We start from the raw sequence: 18462 nt of genomic DNA on the forward strand, positions 1-18462 counted from the left end.
CGTGCGGCACGATTCCTACTTGACCAGCTGAACCGATCGAAGGAGGAGCCCCCGTGGCCCACAGTGTGTCGCCGGCCCCCCGGGACGCGACGGCCGGAGCCGAGGAGCCCTCTGTCGGGACCCTCGTGCAGAGCGCCATGGCGGACATGTCCACGCTGGTCCGCGCCGAGATCGAGCTGGCCAAGGCGGAGATCGGGCGGTCGGCCAAGAAGGGCGCCATCGGTGGCGGCCTGTTCGGCGCCGCGGGCGTGGTCGCCGCCTTCTCGATGTTCTTCCTGTTCATCACCATCGCCGAGGCACTGACCGCGCTCGGCCTGCCGCGCTGGGTGTCCTACCTGATCGTGTGGGTGTTCCTGCTGCTCGTGGCCGGCGTCTGCGCGCTGATCGGCAAGCGGATGATCTCCAAGATCGAGAAGCCCGAGCGCACGATGGAGACCCTCTCCGATCTGCCCGAGGTCCTGCACCGCGAGGCCCCGGGTCAGCGGCACCGGGCCGTGCCCGAGGTCAGCAACGGCAAGGTCGTGCTCCGCGGCAACGAGTCGTACAAGGTCTGAGCCGCCGGTGACCGTCCCTCCGGACGGGCAGCCGGACGCCACCAGCGTCCTGCTGCCCGGGCCGTGGACCCATCGCGACATCTCGGCCAACGGGATCTCGCTGCACGCCGCCGAAGCCGGCGAAGGCCCGCTGGTGCTGCTGCTGCACGGCTTTCCGCAGTTCTGGTGGACCTGGCGCGCCCAGCTCACCGCCCTGGCCGAGGCGGGCTTCCGCGTGGTCGCGCCCGACCTGCGTGGCTACGGGGCGAGTGACAAGCCGCCCCGCGGCTACGACCTGCCCACCGCGTCGTCGGACGTCGCCGCGCTCGTGCGCGCCCTGGGCGAGCGCGACGCCGTCGTCGTCGGGCACGACTGGGGGGCGCTGGTCGCCTGGACGATGGCCGCGCTGCACCCGCGCACCGTGCGGCGCCTCGCCGTCCTCTCGATGGCCCATCCGCGACGGCTGCGCGCGGGGATGGCCGACGCGGCGCAGCGACGGGCCTTCCGCTACTTCCTGGGCGCGCAGCTCCCGCGGCTGCCCGAGCGCCGGCTCACCCGGGACGACGACGACCCGGTGGCCGACCTGCTCCGCACCTGGTCGGGCCCCGACTGGGCGCACACCGCGGACTTCGCCGAGTCCGTCGACCGGTACCGGGCCGCCGCCCGCATCCCCCAGGCCGCCTACAGCTCGATGGAGTACTTCCGCTGGGCCGGCCGGTCGCAGCTGCGGCCCGACGGGCTGCGCTACGCCCGCCGGATGGCCGCGCCGATCACCGCCCCGACGCTGCAGCTGCACGGTGCGCTGGACCCCTGCGTGCTGCCCGACACCGCTCGCGGCTCGGGCCGGTACGTGGCCGGCGCCTACGAGTGGCGCGAGCTCCCGGGCCTGGGCCACTTCCTGCCGGAGGAGGCCCCCGACACCGTCAGCGCGGCGATCGCCGACTGGGCGCGGGGCTGAGCGCCCCTCACTCGCAGGGGCCGGTGCCCACGGCTGCCCGGGTGGCACTGCCCGCGGTCGCCGCCTCGGCGACCTCCGGGCCGGTCAGCGCGTACCCGGTGTTCGGGTCGTCGATGGCCGAGGCGAAGACCACGCCGAGCACGCTGCCGTCGGGCGCGAGCAGCGGCCCGCCGGAGTTACCCGCCCGCACGCTCCCGAACAGCGCGTAGACGTCGCGGGCGACCGTGCCGCTGTTGCGGAAGTCCGGGCCACTGATCTCGCCCTCGTCGCGGATCCGGGCGGCGCCGACGAAGAAGTCGCCGCCGCCCGGGAAGCCCATGATGATCGCGTCGTCGCCGGCCTGGGCCAGGGCCGGCGTGAAGGTCAGCGGCACCTGCGGCAGCCCGGGCACGTAGAGGACCGCGACGTCGACCGACTCGTCGACGAACACCGGCGTCGCCTCGTACTCCTCGCCCTCCGCCTCGACGGTGGGCTCGGTGACGCCGGCCAGCACGTGCGCGTTGGTCATGACCCGTTCCGCCGCGTAGACGAAGCCGGAGCCGTCGATCTGCCGCGAGCAGGACGGCGCGATGCCGGTGATCTTCACGACCGAGCCGCGCACCGAGGCGACCACGGGGCTGCCCTCGAGCGCAGGGTCCGGCGCGGGCACGTCGCGGACCTCGGTCGGGGTGAGCGGGTCGAGCACGTCGGGCAGCCCGCGCCGGTCGATGGCCTCCCGGAGGCTGTCGTAGACCGACCGCACCCCGGCCGGGACGGCGCTGTCGACGGCCTGCACCAGCGCCGACTGGCGCACCTGCCCCGCGACCTGCGGGAACGGCGAGGTGGCCAGGGGCGAGGCGACCATCCAGGCGACCAGCAGCACGGCGGCGGCGGACACGACCGCGCCGGCCACCGAGTCCAGCATCTTCGCCGGCTCCCAGGTCACCGTGCGGCGCACCGCCCGGCCGATGGCGGCGGCCAGGATCTGGCCGAGCAGGGCGCCGGCCAGGACGACGACGAGGGCGGCGAACACCCGGGTGACGCTGGAGCCGTCGATGCGCTCGGCCACCGGCCCGGCCAGCTGGGCCCCGAGCACGGCGCCGCCCAGGAAGCCGGCGATCGAGGTGGCCGAGACGAGCAGGCCCTGCCGGAAGCCCGAGAGGGCGAAGGCGAGCGCCAGCACGATGAGCACCACGTCCACGAGCGACACGGTCAGCTCCCCTGGCTCACCGTCATCGTGCCCACCTGGTTGAGCTGGGCGTGGAAGGTGCAGGTGAAGGGGTGGTCGCCCGGCGCGGAGACCTCGAAGTCGATGGTCATCTCCTGCCCGGGCGCCAGGAAGTCGATGCCGGCGCCGATCGGCTCGGGGCCCTCGCCGTCGTCGAACTTCAGGTTGTGCGTCATCTCGTCGGCGACGTTGACCACGGTCAGCCGCACCTTCCCCGGTGCCACGGTGAAGGTGTCCGGGGTGAAGACGTAGTCGTCCTGGGTCTGCAGCGTCACCTCCTGGACGCCGTCCTCGGCGACGGTCACCGTGCCGAGGCCCTCGGTCGACGGGCCGGAGGCCCCGCCGGAGGAGCCCTCGTCGCTGCCGCACCCGGCCAGCACGCCCGCGGCGATTCCCGCCGCGACGCACAGCGCCGCCGTCCCCCGCCTCGCCCTGGTCCTCATCGGGGCGGAACCGTACGCGTCGGCGGGCCGTCGGGCGCGGGAGTGGCGACCGTCGGCGCGGCGGTGTCGCCGGCCGGGTCGTCGTCCCCGGAGCCGGGCAGGGTGTACGGGCTGAGTCGGGGCGCACCCATCGGCCGCACGTCGGTGTGGTCCCACGGGCGGGTCAGCCCGGCCGCCTCGAGGATCGCGTCGACCAGCCCGGCGGTGAAGCCCCAGATCACCATGTCGGCGACGGCGAAGGCCGGGCCGATGAACCCCATCGGGTGGCGCACCCGATAGCGGTTGGCCGGGTCGACGAGGTCGGCGAGGGGCACCCGGGCCACGCGGGCCACCTCGTGCGGATCGCCGACGGTGACGTCGCGCGGGTCGTCCCACCAGCCGACGACCGGCACGACCAGCCGGTCCGACGGCGGCAGGTACAGCTCCTGCAGGGTGGCCAGCACGCGGACGCTCTCCGGGTGGATCCCGGCCTCCTCGTGCGCCTCGCGCAGCGCCGTGCCGACGGGGAAGTCGTCGGCGGCCTCCACGCCCCCACCGGGGAAGGCCGGCTGGCCGGCGTGGCTGCGCAGGTGCGCCGACTTCTCGATGAACAGCAGGTCGGGGCCGGCCGGGCCCTCGCCGAAGAGGATCAGCACCGCCGACCGCCGGGCGGTGGCCGTCACCTCCGGCATCCGGTGGGCCAGCGGCAGGTCGTGCGCCCCGTCGAGCAGGCGGCGCAGGTACTCGGGCAGGCCGTCGGTGCGGACGTGGTCGGCCGCGCTCACAGCTGCACCCCGAGGTGCTCGGCGACCAGGGCCCGCAGCTCCTCGACCGACGAGACGTCGCCGATCTCGGTGTGCACCAGCGCGCCGTCGGCGTCGAGGAAGTAGGTGTACGGCAACGCGTTGATGCCGAGCTGGGCCATGAGCTCCCCCTCCCCGTCGAAGGCGCCGGGAAACGTGATCCCCGCGTCGTCGGCGAGGGACTCGGCCTGCGGCGCGCCGTCCTTGCTGATCACGCCCAGGACCTGCACCCGGTTCCCGGCCAGCGTCGCGAGCTCCTGCAGCAGCGGCAGCTCGGCTCGGCAGGGCGCGCACCAGCTCCCCCAGAGGTTGACCAGCGTCGGGACGCCGGGTGCCCGACCGAGGTCGAGCGTCCCGCCGCCGAGGCAGTCGAAGGACAGCGGCGGCAGCGTCCGCGCGCCGGCCGCGGGCTGCTCCGGCTGCTCCGGGCACGGGGTGAGGGCGGATTCCTCCGCGATCGCCGACGACGGTGCGGCGTCCTCCGTCGCGTCACCGGTGCAGGCCGACAGCAGGGCGAGGGCCGCGACCGCGAGCGCCCAGCGGCGCATCACTCGGTGTCCGATGCGGCGGGGGTCTTCACCAGCTTCGCTGCCGCCTCGGGCTCGACCGGGCCGATGCCGTACGAGGGGCACCACTGCGCCAGCCCGCACGCCCCGCAGGCGGCCTTCTTGGCGTGGCACACCCGGCGACCGTGGAAGATCACGCGGTGGGAGAAGTCGGTCCACTCCTTCTTCGGGACCAGCTCGGCGATCTGCGCCTCGACCTTGACCGGGTCCTCCTCCTCGGTCCAGCCGAAGCGGCGCACCAGCCGGCCGAAGTGGGTGTCGACGGTCAGGCCCGGCACGCCGAACGCGTTGCCGAGGACGACGTTCGCCGTCTTGCGGCCCACGCCGGGCAGGGTGACCAGGTCCGCCATCCGGCCGGGCACCTCGCCGTCGAACCGCTCGACCAGCGCCTGCGCCAGTCCGAGCGCGGAGTTCGCCTTCGCCCGGAAGAAGCCGGTGGGCTTGAGGATCTCCTCGAGGTCGGCCCGCTCGGCACCGGCCAGCGCCACGGCGTCGGGGTAGCGCGCGAACAGCGTGGGGGTGACCTTGTTGACCGTCTTGTCCGTCGTCTGCGCGGACAACACCGTGGCCACCAGCAGCTCGAAGGCGTTGGTGAAGTCCAGCTCGCAGTGCGCGTCGGGGTGGATGACGGCCAGCTCGCGGGCCATGCGGCGGGCCCGTCGGGTGCGGCTCAGCGGCGTCTCGCCCGGGTCGTAGGGGGAGGCCCCCGTGCGGGCGGCCACGGTGGGCCGGCGGACCTTGACCGGACGCACGTAGGCCGGCGAGGGAGCGGGGGCGGACACGCGACCGAGCGTAGGCGGCCCCGCTGACAACGCCCGTCCGTGCCATCATCGGGGGTGACTGCCCCCGCCCGGGGGTGCCGTCGTCGCGTCGCAGCACAGCTCCGGAGGAGGTCCCGTGGTCGCGCTGAGCGTCATCCTCTTCCCGCCGCTGCTGATCGCCTTCCTGCTCGTCATGGAGCGGGTCGAGGAGCCGTTGCGCCGCCCCGCCTCGCCGCGCGAGGTCGGCGAGTTCCTCGACACCGCCAACGCCGCGGAGGTCGACACGCTGGCCCAGTCCGGCCTCCGGCGGGCGCTGTTCCGCTGGCGCCGGCGCCGCAAGGGCGTCGCCGGCACCACCAATCCCCCGCTGGTCTGAGCCGCGCGCCGGCGGCGCCTGTGAGCCGGCGCACTCGCTCGCAGGGGGGACGTCGGTGCCACCGAACGGGTGACGCCGCGCACAGCCCCCTAGACTCGCTGCGGACACGGGAGCTTTGCGCCCGTCGAGCAGCAGTGGGAAAGGACGTGCAGTGGACGAGGTGCTGGCCCAGTCGGGGCTCTTCCAGGGGCTCTCGGAGGACGCGGTGGACCCCGTCCTCAGCCGCCTCGAGATCGTCACGCTCCCCCGCGGCCGTGTCGTCTTCAACGAGGGCGAGGCCGGCGACAGCCTGTACATCGTGATGACCGGCAAGATCAAGCTGTCGCGCCGCGCTCCCGACGGCCGTGAGAACGTGCTGGCCGTCATGGGCCCCTCCGACCAGTTCGGCGAGCTGTCGGTCTTCGACCCCGGCCCGCGGACGGCGACGGCGACCGCGGTCACCGACGTCCGGCTCGCACGCATGCCGCAGTCGCTGCTCCGCCCGTGGATCGAGGCGCACCCGGAGATCGGCGAGCAGCTGCTCCGCGTGCTGGCCCGCCGCCTGCGCCGCACGAACGACTCCGTCGCCGACCTGATCTTCACCGACGTCCCCGGCCGCGTGGCCAAGGCGCTGCTGCAGATGGCCGACCGCTTCGGCAACCGCGAGACCGACGGCCTGCGGGTGAAGCACGACCTCACGCAGGAGGAGCTCGCCCAGCTTGTCGGGGCCTCCCGCGAGACGGTGAACAAGGCGCTGGCCGACTTCGTGCACCGCGGCTGGATCCAGCTGCAGGGCAAGTCGGTCGTCGTCCTCGACGAGGACCGCCTCCGCCGCCGCGCGCGATGACGAAGCGTTGAACGCCAGAGGCCCAGAACCGATCCGGTTCTGGGCCTCTCGCGTTCACTGCCTCGTCGGTGCCACAAGCGGTATGCGATCCCCGTTCGGCAGGACGGCGAAGCGGCCCTCGGGCGTCTGCTCGAACTCGGGCAGGATCGGCACGATCGGGTCCGGCGGGGAGCCGGCCAGCGCGGCGGCGACCCCGGCGAACCGGCCCAGCTGCGACAGCGTGTGCGACGTCGGCGGCAGCATCGGCCGCCCACCCGCGTGGTGCTCCGCCAGCGCGGCGGCCGGGGAGAGCCACGCCGCCTCGTCGGCCTCGCCGGAGACGTCGCGCGCCTCCTGCCCGGCCGGCAGCGCCGCGACGAAGAACTTGGTGTCGTAGCGGCGGGACTCCATCGGCGGGGTGATCCAGTGCGCGAAGGGCCGCAGCAGGTCCGACCGCAGCACCAGCCCGCGGCCGGCGAGCAGCTCGGTCAGCGACAGGTCGCGGCTGAGCAGCGCCTGGCGCTGCTCCTCCCAGTCGTCCCCGGACACGTCCGGCACGACGACGCCCTCGGCGGGCCCGGCCAGCAGGACGCCGGCCTCCTCGAAGGTCTCCCGCACCGCGGCGCAGACCAGCTCGCGGGCCAGCCGCTCGTCGCAGCCGAAGGCCTCGGCCCACTCCGCCGGCGTCGGCCCGGCCCAGCCGATCTCGGTGTCGGCGTCCCGCTCGTCGACGCCGCCGCCCGGATAGGCGGTCATCCCGCCGGCGAACGGCATGCCCTTGGTGCGCCGCAGCAGGTACACCTCGAGGCCGGGGTCGCCGTCGCGGACGATCAGCACGGTGGCGGCGTGGCGGATCGCGTCGCTCATCGCAGCTCGACCGTGAGCTCGAGCTCGACGGGCGCACCGAGCGGCAGCTCCGCGACACCGATGGCACTGCGGGCGTGCCGGCCGGCCTCGCCGAAGATCTTGGCCAGCAGCTCGCTGGCCCCGTTGACCACCCGCGGCTGGCCGGTGAAGCCCTCGGCGCTGGCGACGTACCCGACGACGCGCACGATGCGGGCGACCTCGTCCAGGCCGACCAGGTCGTCGATCGCGGCCAGGCCGTTGAGGGCGCAGACCTTCGCGTCGGCCGCGGCCGCCTCGGCGTCCACCGAGCCCCCGACCTTGCCGGTGCGGCGCAGGCCGCCGTCGACGAACGGGAGCTGGCCCGAGGTGAACACCAGCGAGCCGGAGCGCACCGCGGGCACGTAGGCGGCGACCGGCGCGGCCACGGGCGGCAGCCGGATGCCCAGTTCGGCGAGCCGGGCGTGCCAGCCGCCCGTGGGCGCGGTCACGCCGGGCGCTTGAGGTACGCGACGAGCTGGTCCGAGCCGCTGGGACCCGGGAGGACGGTCACCAACTCCCACCCGTCCACGCCCCACGAGTCGAGGATCGCCTTGGTGTTGTGGATGAGCAGCGGGATGGTGGCGTACTCCCAGCGCTGGCGTGCCGATTCGGTCATGCGCGCGACGCTAGCGCAGCGCGCGACCGTCCCGGACCGTGCATCCCCGGCTGCGCCGGGCCGGGCGGCCGACGTGCTCCTACGCTGGAACCGTGAGCCCCTCCCCCTCGTCCGCGCGCCTGCACGTCGTCACCGGCAAGGGCGGGACGGGGAAGACCACCGTCGCGGCGGCGCTCGCGCTCGCGCTGGCGGCCGACGGGCGCACGGTGCTCCTCGTCGAGACCGAGGGCCGGCAGGGCATCGCCCAGCTGTTCGACACCGCGCCGCTGCCCTACGAGGAGCGCCGCGTGGCGGTGGCCCGCGGCGGCGGTGAGGTCAAGGCGCTCGCCATCGACGTCGAGGAGGCGCTGCTGGAGTACCTCGACATGTTCTACAACCTCCGTCGCGCCGGCCGGGCGCTGCGCAAGATGGGTGCCATCGACTTCGCCACGGCCATCGCGCCGGGCCTCCGTGACGTGCTGATCACCGGCAAGATCAAGGAGGCGGTGACCCGCCGCCAGGACGGCCGCCCCGTCTACGACGCCGTCGTCGTCGACGCACCGCCCACCGGCCGGATCACCCGCTTCCTCGGCGTCACCGGCGAGATGTCCCAGCTCGCGCGCTCGGGCCCCATCAAGACCCAGAGCGACGGCGTCATGGCGGTGCTGAAGTCCCCGCAGACCGCCGTCCACCTGGTCACGATCCTCGAGGACATGCCCGTACAGGAGACCGCCGACGCGATCGACGAGCTGCACAAGGCCGGGCTGCCGATCGGCTCGGTGATCGTGAACCTGGTCACCGAGCCGGTGCTGCCCCCCGACGGCCTCGCCCGCGCCGCGGGCGACGGGCTCACCGGGGCCGACCTCGCACCCGCGCTGGCCGCGGCGCACCTGCCCGCCGACGGCGGGATCGCCGACGCCCTGGCCGCCCAGACCGTCGAGCACGCCCGCCGCTGGATGGCACAGGACGCGCTGCGCCATGACGTCGAGGCCCTCGGCCGGCCGACGGTCGAGCTGCCGCTGCTGACCGGCCCGATGGACCTCGGCTCGCTGTTCGAGCTCGCCGGGCGGCTCGAGGAGCACCTGCTCGCCGCGGACGTGGCCGCGTGACCGCGCCCGCAGGCCGGCCCCGGCCGCAGGCGCCCGCGCTCGACCTCGGCGCGCTGATCGAGGACCGGGAGACCCGGATCGTCGTGTGCTGCGGCGCCGGCGGCGTCGGCAAGACGACGACGTCCGCGGCGCTCGCCCTGGCCGCCGCGGAGGCCGGCCGCTCCGTCGTCGTCCTCACCATCGACCCGGCCCGGCGGCTGGCGCAGTCGCTCGGCCTGACCGAGCTGGACAACGAGCCGCGGCGGGTCGACGTACCCGGGGCCGCGGGCGAGCTGCACGCGATGATGCTGGACATGAAGCGGACGTTCGACGACATCGTCGCCGCTCACTCGACGCCCGAGCGGGCCCAGGCGATCCTGGACAACCCCTTCTACCAGACCCTGAGCTCGTCGTTCTCCGGGACGCAGGAGTACATGGCGATGGAGAAGCTGGGCCAGCTGCGGGCCAGCGACCAGTGGGACCTGATCATCGTCGACACCCCGCCGTCGCGGTCGGCGCTGGACTTCCTCGACGCCCCGAACCGGATGAGCCGGTTCCTCGACGGCACGATGATCCGGCTGCTGATGGCCCCGAGCCGGGCGGGGTTCAAGTTCGCCAGCGCGGGCTTCCTGCTGTTCAGCCGGATCGTGTCGAAGATCCTCGGCGGCCAGCTGCTGCGCGACATCTCCGCCTTCGTCGCCGCGCTGGACACCATGTTCGGCGGCTTCCGCGAGCGGGCCACCGCCACCTACGAGCTGCTGCGCCGGCCGGGCACCTCGTTCGTCGTCGTGGCCTCGCCCGAGCCCGACGCGCTGCGCGAGGCCTCCTACTTCGTCGACCGGCTCTCCGCCGACGAGATGCCGCTGGCCGGGCTGGTCGTGAACCGGACCCACCCGCCGGCGACCGCCGCGCTCTCGGCGACCCGAGCGGCGGCCGCGGCCGAGGAGGTGCTCGAGGCCGGCGGTCCCGACGCCCCGCTGGCGGCGGCCGCGCTGCGGGTGCACGCCGAGCGGATGACGCTCGCCGCGCGCGAGCAGCACCTGGCCGACCGCTTCACCAGCGCCCATCCGGAGGTCGCCGTCCGCACGGTGCCGGCCGCCGCCGGCGACGTGCACGACCTCGACGGGCTGCGCACGATGGCCGCCGCGCTGACCGGCGCCGACGCGGACACGCCGACCGGCACGCCGCGCACACGGATCCTCCCCGCGCGCCGCAGCTGACCCCGGCCGACGCGGGGCCGCGCGCCGTACATTGACGGGGATGTCCGAGAACGCCCGCCTCCGGTCCCGCGTGCTCGCCAAGCTGGCCCTGACGATCGTCGTCGCCGGGGTCCTGCTGGCGGGCCTCCTGCTGCCGTGGGTGGGCGGTGGCGGGCTGGTCGCGCGCAACTCCGCCGACCTGCTGGACGCCCTGCCGGTGGAGCTCACCGACGCGACACCGGCCGGGATGACCCGGGTGCTGGCGGCCGACGGCCAGCTGATCACCCACCTGTACGACAAGAACCGGACGCCGGTGGGCTCGGACCAGATCGCCGAGGTGATGAAGCAGGCGCTGGTCGACATCGAGGACTCGCGCTTCTACGACCACAACGGCCTGGACGTGCAGGGCACGATGCGCGCGCTGGTGAAGAACCTGGCGGCGGGCTCGGTCCAGGAGGGCGGCTCCACGCTCACCCAGCAGCTGGTCAAGCAGACGCTGCTGCAGACGGCGGACTCCTCCGAGGGCCGGGACGCGGCGACCGAGCAGACGCCGGCCCGCAAGCTGCGCGAGGCCCGGCTGGCGCTCGCGCTGGAGGAGACCTACGACAAGGACGAGATCCTCACCCGGTACCTGAACATCGTGTACTTCGGGAAGGGCGCCTACGGCATCCAGGCCGCGGCCCAGCGCTACTTCAGCGTCAACGCCATCGACCTGACCCTCCCGCAGGCGGCGATGCTGGCCGGCCTGGTGCAGAGCCCGTTCTACGACGACCCGATCGACAACCCGGAGAACGCCCAGACGCGGCGCAACCAGGTGCTGCAGCGGATGTTCGACCTCGGGCACATCACCGAGGCCGAGCTGACCGAGATCGCGCCCACCCCGGTGGCGGTCGCGCCCGGGATCGCCCCGGCCAACGGCTGCGTCGACGCCACGGTCGGTGGGTTCTTCTGCGCCTACGCCGTCGACTACCTGGTCCAGAAGCTCGGCCTCACCGACGCGCAGCTGCGCACCGGCGGGCTGACCATCCAGACCACGCTGCGACCGGACATGCAGGTCCTGGGCGACCAGGCGGTGCTCAACACCCTCCCCATGGGCGACCCGCTCGCCGGCATGTACACCGCCCTGGAGCCGGCGACGGGGAACCTGCTGGCGATGAGCGTCAACCGCCGCTTCGGCTGCGAGGGCCTCGAGTGCGAGTCGGTCATCCTCAACGCCCGCGCCAGCCAGGGCGCGGGCTCGACGTACAAGGTCTTCACCGCCGCCGCCGCGCTCGCCGAGGGCTTCCCCGCGAGCCACACGATCACGACGCCGAACACCTACACCTCCAGCGTGTTCAAGAAGAACGGCGGGACGCGCGGCGCCCCGTACACGATCTCGAACGTCGGCAACTACCCGAACACCCTCGACATGCGCGGGGCGCTGGTGCGCTCGTCGAACACCTACTTCGTGGCCCTGCTGGACCAGCTCGGCAGCGTCGAGAAGCCGGTGCGCATGGCGCAGGCCATGGGGCTGCGGTCCCTCGACCCGGTCGCCGACCAGATCATCGCCGAGCGCCGGGGTTCCTTCACGCTGGGGCCGGAAGCCACCAGCCCGCTCGACCTGGCCAGCGCCTACGGCACCATGGCGGCCAACGGCACCGCCTGCCCGCCCACGCCGATCACCGGGGTCCTCGACCGCAACGGGCAGCCGCTCGAGAAGGAGGACGGCACCCCGGTGTGGACGGGCAACGTCTGCACGCCCGAGGCCATCCCGTCGGGCGTGGCCAGCACGCTGAACGACATCCTCAAGGGCGACGTCATGAGCCCGGAGGGCACCGGCACCCGGGCCGCAGTGCCGGGCATCGACATCGCGGGCAAGACCGGCACGATCCAGGACAACCACTCGGCCACGTTCGTCGGCTACACCCCCCAGTACGTGGCCAGCGTGATGGTGCTCAACCCCAAGACGAACCAGGACGTCGGCGGCTTCGGCGGCAACAAGCCGGCGACGATCTGGCACGACGCCCTGGCGCCGATCCTGAGCGCCCAGCCGAACGTGCCGTTCGCGCCGCCGGACCCGCAGGTGCTCAACGGCCGCAGCGTGCCCGTGCCGAGCTGCACCTCGCAGGCCGAGTGCGAGCAGGCGCTCGCCGCCGCCGGCCTCCAGGTGCAGGTCGCGCGGGTCGAGAGCGACGCCCCGGTCGGCACCTTCCTCGGCACCAGCCCGGCCGTCGGGCAGCAGGCCTTCGTCCGGGAGCCGGTCTCCATCCTGCTCAGCGGCGGGCGTCCCGAGCCGGAGCCCCAGCCGGTGCCCCAGCCGGAGCCCCAGCCCCAGCCGGAGACCCAGCCGGCTCCGCCCCCGGCGCAGCCGGCGCCGGTCGTCCCCCCGCCGAGCGGCCCCCGGCCGCCGCAGGGCGGCCAGCCCGAGTTCGAGCCGGGCTTCCCCTTCGAAGACGAGGGCTGACGACCGGTCCCGCTCAGGCGAGCTGGCGGCGCACCTCCGCGGCGACGCGCCCGCCGTCGGCCCGGCCGGCCACGACGCCGTTCGCCGCGCCCATGACCTTGCCCATGTCCTTCATCCCGCTGGCTCCGGTCCGGGTGATCACATCGGCGACGATCGCGGTCAGGTCGGCGTCCTCGAGCTGGGCCGGCAGGTAGGCGGCGAGCACCTCGCCCTCGGCCCGCTCCCGCTCGGCCTGCTCGACGCGGCCGGCGCCCCCGAACGCCTCGGCGGCCTCCTTGCGCTTCTTCGCCTCGCGGCGCAGCACCGCCTGCACCTCGTCGTCGTCGAGCTCGCGGGCCTCCTTGCCGGAGACCTCCTCGGCGCTCACCGCGGTCAGGACCATGCGCAGCGTCGCGGTGCGCAGTTCGTCACGGGCCTTCATGGCGGTGGTCAGGTCGGCGCGCAGCTGGTTCTTGAGGTCGGACACGGGGACCAGCCTGGCACGTCGTCCGGCGAGCCCGCGCCCGTAGGCTTCCCGGTGTGCGCTGGTACACCGTCCCTGCAGCCCTCGCCGCGACCGGCGCCGGCACGCTCGCCTACGCGGGCCTCTACGAGCGCACCCGCTGGACGCTGCGCCGCTTCGACGTCCCGGTCCTGGCGCCGGGCTCGGCACCCCTGACCGTCCTGCACATCTCGGACCTGCACATGACCGCGGGCCAGCGGTCGAAGCAGGAGTGGGTCGCAGGGCTTGCCGCGCTGGAGCCGGACCTGGTCATCAACACCGGCGACAACCTGGCCGGCTTCGACGCCGTCCCCGGGACGCTGCGGGCACTGGACCCGCTGATGGACCGGCCCGGCGCCTTCGTGCTGGCCAGCAACGACTACTACGCGCCGCGGCCGAAGAACCCGTTCAAGTACTTCTTCCCCGGCCACAAGCGGGTGCACGGCACCGAGCTGCCGTGGCGGGACCTGCGCGACGGGATGCGCGACCGCGGCTGGCTCGACCTCACCAACGGCGCCGGCGAGCTCGTCGTCGACGGACGGCGGATCGTGTTCGCCGGCGTCGACGACTCGCACCTCAAGCGCGACCGCTACGACGTCGTCGCCGGGGCGGCGGACCCCACCGCCGATCTGCGCCTGGGCCTGGCCCACTCCCCCGAACCGCGGGTCCTCGACCGGTTCGCCGACGACGGCTACGACCTGCTCCTGTGCGGCCACACCCACGGCGGGCAGCTGCGGGTCCCGTTCTACGGCGCGCTGGTCACCAACTGCGGCATCGACCGCGCCCGGGTGCGCTGGCTGCACCGCTGGGCGCAGCCCTCGGCGGACCGGCCGAACGGCACCTGGCTGCACGTGTCGGCGGGCCTCGGCACGAGCCCGTACGCCCCGGTCCGGTTCGCCTGCCCGCCCGAGGCCACCCTGCTCACGCTCACCGCGCGCGACGCCTGAGCGGGCGTCTCCCCCGCCCGGAGATCGCCGGGCGGGGAGCGCTAGACTCGACCAGCGCACCTCGGGGTGTGGCGCAGCTTGGTAGCGCGCGTCGTTCGGGACGACGAGGCCGCAGGTTCAAATCCTGTCACCCCGACCAGCACTCAGGGGCCGCCGATGGCGGCCCCTGAGTCGTTCCCGGGGGCTGGGAGGATGGGTCGGTGACTGCCGAGCCCACCGCCCCCGCCCTCTCCCCCGAGGTCACCGCCCGCTGGCAGGCGCGGTTCCGCGCGCCGCGGGTCTCGCTGCCCGACTGGGCGTTCGACGCCCCGCACCGCAACCTGTACGCCTCCGACCTCAGCGGCGTCATCGAGCAGTACGCGTGGGACCGCTCGACCGGCACCCACCGGCAGGTCACCGACCGGCCCAACGGGACGCTCATCGGCACGCTCAGCCCTGACGGCGAGACCATCTGGTGGTTCGCCGACACCGACGGCGACGAGTTCGGCGTCTGGATGACCCAGCCTTTCGCCGGCGGCGAGGACACCGTCGCCGTCCCCGAGGTCGAGGCGGCCTACCCGGCGGGCCTGGAGATCGGCGACGACGTCGTCGCCATCGGGCGGTCCACCGACGACGGCAGCGAGCTGTGGCTGTGCCCGCGCGGCGCGGCGCCCCGCGTGGTCTACCGGCACGCCGACCCGGCCTCGGTCGACGCCCTGACCCACGACGGCGACCTGCTGGTCGTCTCGCACTCCGAGCACGGCGACCCGCGCTACCCGGCGCTGCGCGTGCTGCGCACGGCCGACACCACCGAGGACGCGCCGGCCGTCGTCGCGGAGAAGTGGGACGGCGAGGGCCGCGGGCTGCACGCCTCGGAGTTCGCCCCGCTGAGCGGTGACACCCGGCTGCTGGTCGGCCACGAGCGGCGCGGCCGCGAGGAGCTGCTGATCTGGGACGTCGCCGCCGACACCGAGACCGAGATCGTGCTCGACCTGCCCGGCGACGTCTCGGCCGGCTGGTACCCCGACGGCACCGCGCTGCTGGTCGGGCACGACCACGCGGCCCGCACCGAGCTCTACCGCTACGACCTCGCCAGCGGCGCGCTGGAGAAGCTGGACACTCCGACCGGCGTCGTCCGCGGGGCCACCGCGCGCCCGGACGGCACCGTGGAGCTGGCCTGGTCCAACGCCGAGCTGCCGCCGGTGATCCGCCGCGCGGACGGCCCCGTCGTCCTGTCGGTGAGCGACGAGGAGCCGCCGGCGGCCTATCCGGTCGAGGACCGCTGGGTGGCCGGCCCCGGAGGCGACGTGCACGCGCTGCTGGTGCGCCCGGCCGGTGAGGGCCCGTACGCGACCGCGTTCCTGGTGCACGGCGGGCCGGAGGCGGCCGACGACGACTCCTACCGCGCGCGCCGGGCGGCCTACGTGGACGCCGGGTACGCCGTCGTCCACGTGAACTACCGGGGCTCCACCGGCTACGGCTCCACCTGGCGCGACGCCCTCACCGGCCGGCCGGGCCTCACCGAGCTGGAGGACATCGGCGCGGTCTACGACGCGCTGGTCACCGAGGGGATCGTCGACCCGGCCCGGGCGCTGATCACCGGCGGCTCGTGGGGCGGCTTCCTCACCCTGCTCGGCCTCGGCACCCAGCCCGAGCGCTGGGCGGCCGGCATCGCCGAGGTACCGGTGGCCGACTACCTGGCCGCCTACGAGGACGAGATGGAGGGCCTGCGGGCCTACGACCGCGCGCTGTTCGGCGGGTCACCCGACGAGGTGCGCGACGTCTACGTGCGCTCCTCGCCGATCACCTACGTCGACGCGGTGACCGCGCCGGTGCTGGTGGTCGCGGGCGCCAACGACCCGCGCTGCCCGATCCGGCAGATCGACAACTACCTGGGTGAGCTGGAGCGGCTCGGCAAGGACCACGAGGTCTACCGGTTCGACGCCGGCCATGGCTCGCTGGTCATCGAGGAGACCATCCGCCAGGTCGAGGTCGCCTTGGCCTTCGCCCTGGCGCACGTCAAGCCGTGACGAGCGGACTTTCTGCACCGAAAGTCCGTCGCCGGGGCGGACTTTCGGTGCAGAAAGTCCGTCAGCTCTGCGCGATGAGCTCGGCGATCTGGATGGTGTTGAGGGCGGCGCCCTTGCGCAGGTTGTCGTTGCTGACGAACAGCGCGAGGCCGCGCTCGCCGTCCTGCCGGATGCGGCCCACGTAGCTGGGGTCGCGGCCGGCGGCGTGCAGCGGGGTGGGGACGTCGGAGAGCTCGACGCCGGGTGCGGCGGCGAGCAGCTCGGTGGCCCGCTCGACGCTGATCGGCCGCTCGAACTCGACGTTCAGCGACAGCGAGTGCCCGGTGAAGACCGGCACCCGCACGCAGGTGCCCGAGACGCGGAGGTCCGGGATGCCGAGGATCTTGCGGCTCTCGTTGCGGAGCTTCTGCTCCTCGTCGGTCTCGAACGAGCCGTCGTCGACGACCGAGCCGGCCATGGGCAGCACGTTGAACGCGATCGGCGCGACGTACGTCACCGGCGCGGGGAACTCGACCGCGGAGCCGTCGTAGGCGAGCTCGTCGGCCTTGTCGACGACGGCCTTCGCCTGCGAGTGCAGCTCCTGCACGCCGGCGATGCCCGAGCCGGACACGGCCTGGTAGGTGCTGGCGACGATGCGGACCAGGCCGGCCTCGTCGTGCAGCGGCTTGAGCACCGGCATCGCGGCCATGGTGGTGCAGTTCGGGTTGGCGATGATCCGGCCGTGCGCCTTCGCGATGTCACCGGGGTTGACCTCGCTGCAGACCAGCGGGATCTCCGGGTCGCGGCGGAACGCCGAGCTGTTGTCGATCACGGTGACGCCGGCCGCGGCGTACCGGGGCGCCTGCGCGCGCGAGGTGGTGGCGCCGGCGGAGAAGAGCGCCACGTCCAGCCCCGTGGGGTCGGCGGTGGCGGCGTCCTCCACGGTGATCTCGCCGTCGCCCCAGGGCAGCGTGGTGCCGGCCGAGCGGGCGGAGGCGAAGAAGCGGATCGAGGCGATGGGCAGGTCGCGCTCGGCCAGGATCGAGCGCATGGCAGCGCCGACCTGGCCGGTCGCGCCCACGATGCCGATGTGCAGGGGACGCATGGCTGCGCTCATCGTCCGGTCCCTCCGTAGACGACGGCCTCGACGTCGGAGCCGAGGTCGAAGGCGTCGTGCACCGCGCGGACGGCGATGTCGACGTCGGTGTCGCGGCAGACCACGGAGATGCGGATCTCCGAGGTGCTGATGAGCTCGAGGTTCACGCCGGCGTCGGCCAGGGCGCCGAAGAACTTGGCCGAGACGCCCGGGTGCGAGCGCATGCCGGCGCCGACCAGCGACACCTTGCCGATGTGCTGGTCGAAGCTCACGTCCGTGTAACCGACGGTGTGCTTCACCCGTTCCAGGGCGGCCAGGGCGATCGGGCCGTCCCCCTTCGGCAGCGTGAACGAGATGTCGGCGAGCTTGTCCGCCGCGGTCGACACGTTCTGCACGATCATGTCGATGTTGACCTCGGCGTCGGCGAGGACGCGGAAGAGCTGGGCGGCCTCGCCCGGCCGGTCCGGCACCCCGTAGACGGTGATCTTGCCCTCGGAGCGGTCGTGCGCGACGCCCGTGATGATCGCCTGTTCCACCGGGAGGTCCTCCATCGAGCCGGACACGATCGTGCCGGGAAGGTGTGAGTAGGAGCTGCGGACGTGCACGGGGATGCCGTAGCGGCGGGCGTACTCGACGCAGCGGAGCATGAGCACCTTCGCCCCGGACGCGGCCAGCTCGAGCATCTCCTCGTAGGTGATGGTGTCGAGCCGCTGGGCGTTGGGGACGATGCGCGGGTCGGCGGTGAAGACGCCGTCGACGTCGGTGTAGATCTCGCAGACATCGGCGTTCAGCGCCGCGGCGACGGCGACGGCGGTGGTGTCGGAGCCGCCGCGGCCGAGGGTGGTGATGTCCTTGGTGTCCTGGCTGACGCCCTGGAAGCCCGCGACGATGACGATGGAGCCCTCGTCGAGCGCCGAGCGCAGCCGGCCGGGCGTGACGTCGATGATCCGGGCCTTGCCGTGGCTTCCGGTGGTGATGACGCCGGCCTGCGAACCGGTGAACGAGCGGGCCTCGTAGCCGTGCGTGGAGATGGCGATGGCCAGCAGCGCCATGGAGATGCGCTCGCCCGCGGTGAGCAGCATGTCGAGCTCGCGACCGGGCGGGTCGTCGGTGATCTGGCCGGCGAGGTCGAGCAGTTCGTCGGTGCTGTCCCCCATGGCGGAGACCACGACGACGACGTCGTCGCCGTTCTTCTTGGCGGCGACGATCCGCTCGGCGACACGCTTCATGTGTGCTGCGGAGGCGACGGAGGAACCGCCGTACTTCTGGACGACGAGGGCCACGGGATAGCAGGTTACCGGCGCGGGCC

20 protein-coding genes and 1 tRNA gene are annotated in these 18462 nt (G+C 73.8%); 10 read left to right on the top strand and 11 right to left on the bottom strand.

The window, feature by feature from the left end; all coding sequences use genetic code 11:
* Nucleotides 1-53: 53 nt before the first annotated feature.
* Together CRP29_RS04180 and CRP29_RS04185 are read left to right on the top strand one after the other, a co-directional pair.
* On the top strand, nt 54-554 hold the full coding sequence (locus tag CRP29_RS04180) for a phage holin family protein (RefSeq protein ID WP_097193738.1): 501 nt from the start codon (nt 54-56) through the stop codon (nt 552-554).
* A 7-nt stretch (nt 555-561) separates the two neighbouring features.
* Entirely contained in the window at nt 562-1491 is a 930-nt protein-coding gene (locus CRP29_RS04185) for an alpha/beta fold hydrolase (RefSeq protein ID WP_097193739.1), read from the top strand.
* 7 nt (nt 1492-1498) lie between these two features.
* Here CRP29_RS04185 and CRP29_RS04190 read toward each other — a convergent pair whose 3' ends face one another.
* From CRP29_RS04190 to nth, 5 genes are read right to left on the bottom strand one after another with little or no spacing between them, the layout of a single operon-like run.
* Entirely contained in the window at nt 1499-2680 is a 1182-nt protein-coding gene (locus CRP29_RS04190) for a MarP family serine protease (protein ID WP_097193740.1), read from the bottom strand.
* Nucleotides 2681-2682: 2 nt separating this feature from the next.
* Nucleotides 2683-3141: a cupredoxin domain-containing protein gene (locus CRP29_RS04195; protein WP_245852416.1), complete on the bottom strand. Its 459-nt coding sequence runs from the start codon at nt 3139-3141 to the stop codon at nt 2683-2685.
* A complete protein-coding gene (locus CRP29_RS04200; protein WP_245852418.1) occupies nt 3138-3905 on the bottom strand; it encodes an NUDIX hydrolase in 768 nt (255 codons plus the stop codon). Before CRP29_RS04200 ends, CRP29_RS04195 begins: the two co-directional genes overlap by 4 nt.
* Nucleotides 3902-4471 (bottom strand): TlpA family protein disulfide reductase, encoded by a 570-nt coding sequence (locus CRP29_RS04205; protein WP_097193742.1) that lies wholly within the window; start codon nt 4469-4471, stop codon nt 3902-3904. Before CRP29_RS04205 ends, CRP29_RS04200 begins: the two co-directional genes overlap by 4 nt.
* Nucleotides 4471-5271: an endonuclease III gene (gene nth, locus CRP29_RS04210; protein WP_097193743.1), complete on the bottom strand. Its 801-nt coding sequence runs from the start codon at nt 5269-5271 to the stop codon at nt 4471-4473. Before nth ends, CRP29_RS04205 begins: the two co-directional genes overlap by 1 nt.
* Nucleotides 5272-5386: 115 nt before the next feature.
* Between nth and CRP29_RS04215 the strand changes: the two genes are divergently transcribed.
* Both CRP29_RS04215 and CRP29_RS04220 read left to right on the top strand, forming a co-directional pair.
* A complete protein-coding gene (locus CRP29_RS04215) occupies nt 5387-5626 on the top strand; it encodes a hypothetical protein (RefSeq protein WP_097193744.1) in 240 nt (79 codons plus the stop codon).
* Between the two features lie 151 nt (nt 5627-5777).
* Nucleotides 5778-6452, top strand: coding sequence for a Crp/Fnr family transcriptional regulator (locus CRP29_RS04220; protein WP_097193745.1), 675 nt, complete (start codon nt 5778-5780; stop codon nt 6450-6452).
* A gap of 54 nt (nt 6453-6506) precedes the next feature.
* Here CRP29_RS04220 and CRP29_RS04225 read toward each other — a convergent pair whose 3' ends face one another.
* From CRP29_RS04225 to sp36, 3 genes are read right to left on the bottom strand one after another with little or no spacing between them, the layout of a single operon-like run.
* Entirely contained in the window at nt 6507-7298 is a 792-nt protein-coding gene (locus CRP29_RS04225; RefSeq protein ID WP_097193746.1) for an NUDIX hydrolase, read from the bottom strand.
* Entirely contained in the window at nt 7295-7765 is a 471-nt protein-coding gene (locus CRP29_RS04230) for a RidA family protein (protein ID WP_097193747.1), read from the bottom strand. The genes CRP29_RS04225 and CRP29_RS04230 overlap by 4 nt, the downstream gene beginning before the upstream one ends.
* Nucleotides 7762-7932, bottom strand: a complete 171-nt coding sequence (gene sp36, locus CRP29_RS22580) for a Sp36 family protein (protein ID WP_091767663.1) — start codon at nt 7930-7932, stop codon at nt 7762-7764. The genes CRP29_RS04230 and sp36 overlap by 4 nt, the downstream gene beginning before the upstream one ends.
* A gap of 92 nt (nt 7933-8024) precedes the next feature.
* Here sp36 and bagA point away from each other — a divergent pair, with 92 nt between their 5' ends.
* The 3 genes from bagA to CRP29_RS04250 are packed head-to-tail and all read left to right on the top strand — an operon-like array spanning nt 8025 to nt 12641.
* Nucleotides 8025-9020 (top strand): ATPase BagA, encoded by a 996-nt coding sequence (gene bagA / locus CRP29_RS04240; protein WP_097193748.1) that lies wholly within the window; start codon nt 8025-8027, stop codon nt 9018-9020.
* Nucleotides 9017-10219, top strand: a complete 1203-nt coding sequence (gene bagB, locus CRP29_RS04245) for an ATPase BagB (protein ID WP_097193749.1) — start codon at nt 9017-9019, stop codon at nt 10217-10219. The genes bagA and bagB overlap by 4 nt, the downstream gene beginning before the upstream one ends.
* A gap of 40 nt (nt 10220-10259) precedes the next feature.
* Entirely contained in the window at nt 10260-12641 is a 2382-nt protein-coding gene (locus CRP29_RS04250; protein ID WP_097193750.1) for a transglycosylase domain-containing protein, read from the top strand.
* Between the two features lie 13 nt (nt 12642-12654).
* On the opposite strand, the gene CRP29_RS04255 is transcribed toward CRP29_RS04250, so the two are convergent.
* Complete coding sequence (locus tag CRP29_RS04255; protein ID WP_097193751.1) at nt 12655-13107, bottom strand: GatB/YqeY domain-containing protein; 453 nt, start codon at nt 13105-13107, stop codon at nt 12655-12657.
* 53 nt (nt 13108-13160) lie between these two features.
* On the opposite strand from CRP29_RS04255, the gene CRP29_RS04260 reads away from it, so the two are divergent.
* From CRP29_RS04260 to CRP29_RS04270, 3 genes are all read left to right on the top strand, one after another.
* Complete coding sequence (locus tag CRP29_RS04260; RefSeq protein WP_097193752.1) at nt 13161-14069, top strand: metallophosphoesterase; 909 nt, start codon at nt 13161-13163, stop codon at nt 14067-14069.
* A 62-nt stretch (nt 14070-14131) separates the two neighbouring features.
* Nucleotides 14132-14208: transfer RNA gene (locus tag CRP29_RS04265), tRNA-Pro, on the top strand.
* A 61-nt stretch (nt 14209-14269) separates the two neighbouring features.
* Entirely contained in the window at nt 14270-16078 is a 1809-nt protein-coding gene (locus tag CRP29_RS04270) for a S9 family peptidase (RefSeq protein ID WP_097193753.1), read from the top strand.
* Nucleotides 16079-16139: 61 nt separating this feature from the next.
* Here CRP29_RS04270 and CRP29_RS04275 read toward each other — a convergent pair whose 3' ends face one another.
* Together CRP29_RS04275 and CRP29_RS04280 are read right to left on the bottom strand one after the other, a co-directional pair.
* Complete coding sequence (locus CRP29_RS04275; protein ID WP_176522813.1) at nt 16140-17174, bottom strand: aspartate-semialdehyde dehydrogenase; 1035 nt, start codon at nt 17172-17174, stop codon at nt 16140-16142.
* Nucleotides 17171-18436 carry an aspartate kinase gene (locus tag CRP29_RS04280; RefSeq protein WP_097193755.1) on the bottom strand — a complete coding sequence of 422 codons (1266 nt, stop codon included), beginning with the start codon at nt 18434-18436 and terminating at the stop codon, nt 17171-17173. The genes CRP29_RS04275 and CRP29_RS04280 overlap by 4 nt, the downstream gene beginning before the upstream one ends.
* Nucleotides 18437-18462: the final 26 nt, after the last annotated feature.

Origin of the sequence: Blastococcus aggregatus (genome assembly GCF_900221005.1) — a bacterium.
GTDB classification, from domain to species: Bacteria; Actinomycetota; Actinomycetes; order Mycobacteriales; family Geodermatophilaceae; genus Blastococcus; species Blastococcus aggregatus.